Raw genomic sequence first — 2026 nt, 5'->3', positions numbered from 1 at the left:
GGTGGCGCTCGCCCGCGCCAAACTGGAGGCAGGGACAGCACTTTACGATGCGAAGCTGCTGCGATCGCATGCCTATACCTATGGCATTGATCCTGGCGTCGTGTGTCTTTCTTATGCAGCTCTCGCCTGGTGGTTTCTGGGCTTTAACGACCATGCCCTCGACAGAAGCCAGAGAGCGCTCGCTTTGGCTGACGAACTCTCGCATCCTCACAGCCGCGCTTTGGCCTTGGTCTGGGCCGCGTGGCTCCGTCAGTTCCGCCGCGAAGTGCCCAGCACAGAAGAAATGGCGCAGGCAGCCATCCGGCTCTGTAGCGAGCACGGCTATCCTCTCTGGAGGCCGATGGGCGCGATCTTGCATGGTTGGGCGCTGAGCGAGAGCGGACAGAAGCCTGACGATTGTATCGCGCAAATGCGGCAGGGGCTGGCCGATCTCCGAGCGACAGGCGCTGGACTCTGGCAGCCGTGTTTCCTCGCCCTAATTGCCGAAGCATGTAACAAAGCGAACCGCATCGAGGAGGGGCTCACGGTTCTCGACCAGGCACTCGGCATCGTCCAGGAACGGGCGGAACGCTTCTACGAGGCCGAGCTGCATCGCCTTAGGGGCGAGTTGCTACTCCGCTGCAATCCCGCAAACGTTTCGGCCTGTGAGAATTGCTTTCGAACAGCGATCGCGATCGCGCGCAGTCAGCAGGCCAGGTCCCTTGAGCTCCGCGCCGCGACTTCGCTCGCCCGGCTGTGGGCCGAGCGCGGCGAGCGACGCGATGCGCGGGATCTCCTCAGAGGAATCTGCGGCTGGTTCACCGAAGGCTTCGGTACCCCCGACCTCCAGGAGGCCCAAGCGCTGCTGAGCGAGTTGGGCGATCACGGCCTCGACGAGTAAATCGCCCTGGGCGCGGCATCGGCCCATTGACACCACAACGATGTGAACATGTCGAAGCCCCGAAGGTGCGAGTCGGGTCACTTGCGCCCGTCCCATCGATCGAAATGGCGCTAAGTTCGCCTCCAATTGTCCGGAAGCCGACGTGTAGGTATAGGAGGTTTCCCGCCTGAGAATGACCATCCTCATCAACTGAGGAGGTCATCATGACCGATGTCCCAAGCACTAGTGAGAACTTCTCCAAGCGCGTCCCGTGGAACCAGGGCAAGATGTTGGCGCGAAGCCGTCACTCCGACCTAAGCACGTCTGGTCCATCCGGACAAAGCTCCAGGTCGAAGGCCGGACTCGCGATCTAGCGTTGTTCAACATCGCTATCGACAGCAAACTTCGTGGATGCGACGTAGTCGCCCTCAAAGTCGATGACATTGCACCAAGCGGCTATGCAGCCGATAGAGCGAGCGTCCGCCAGAAGAAGACCGGCCGGCCGGTCAAATTCAAACTTACCGAGGCGACCCGCGAGGCCATCGATGACTATCTAAGGACAACCGGCAAGAAGCCAGGAGAGCGTCTGTTCACCGGCCGCAGAGGGCCGGACCGCAGCCTGACGACACGGCAGTATGCACGCCTGCTATCGGACTGGCTGGCCGGTATAGGATTGGACCCTCACCTGTTCGGAACGCATTCACTCCGTCGAACCAAGGCAACCCTGATCTATCGGCGGACAGGCAACTTGAGAGCCGTCCAACTCCTGCTCGGTCATACCAAGATAGAAAGCACCGTCCGGTATCTCGGAATTGAGGTAGATGTCGCCTTGGCTATAGCGGAACAGGTCGATGTCTGAAGTGCCCGGGCAGAGCGGATGTTGCTCTGCCCGTCCTGCCTCCGCTGCTTCGGGCCACTGGCGGACAAGGGCGGCGTCGCTCCTTCAATGGTGCAGTAAAGGTACCAGCGGCAAAATCTGACTGACCAACGCCAATACGCCGAGAATGGTGACGACGACGCGTCCAACGATTTCCATCCAGCGTGGGTATAGCAGGTCCTTAATTTTTCTTTCATCGCTCATTTCCTAAATTAAATTAGGCCAGCGCCAATTCGTAAGGGGATCACTAATAAAAAGTTCGCGTCAGAAAGGGGGCCTGCACCCCCGAT

2 pseudogenes are annotated in these 2026 nt (G+C 59.8%); both read left to right on the top strand.

Going from position 1 to position 2026, the window contains the following annotated elements:
* A pseudogene (locus tag AC1D00_RS38585) lies at window positions 1-880 on the top strand (adenylate/guanylate cyclase domain-containing protein); the annotation flags it as partial.
* A gap of 203 nt (window positions 881-1083) precedes the next feature.
* Window positions 1084-1718, top strand: a pseudogene (locus tag AC1D00_RS38580) (tyrosine-type recombinase/integrase).
* The last annotated feature ends 308 nt before the right edge of the window (window positions 1719-2026 follow it).

The organism is Bradyrhizobium sp. P2_E8 (genome assembly GCF_056403875.1).
This window is presented reverse-complemented; position numbering and strand designations above follow the sequence as displayed.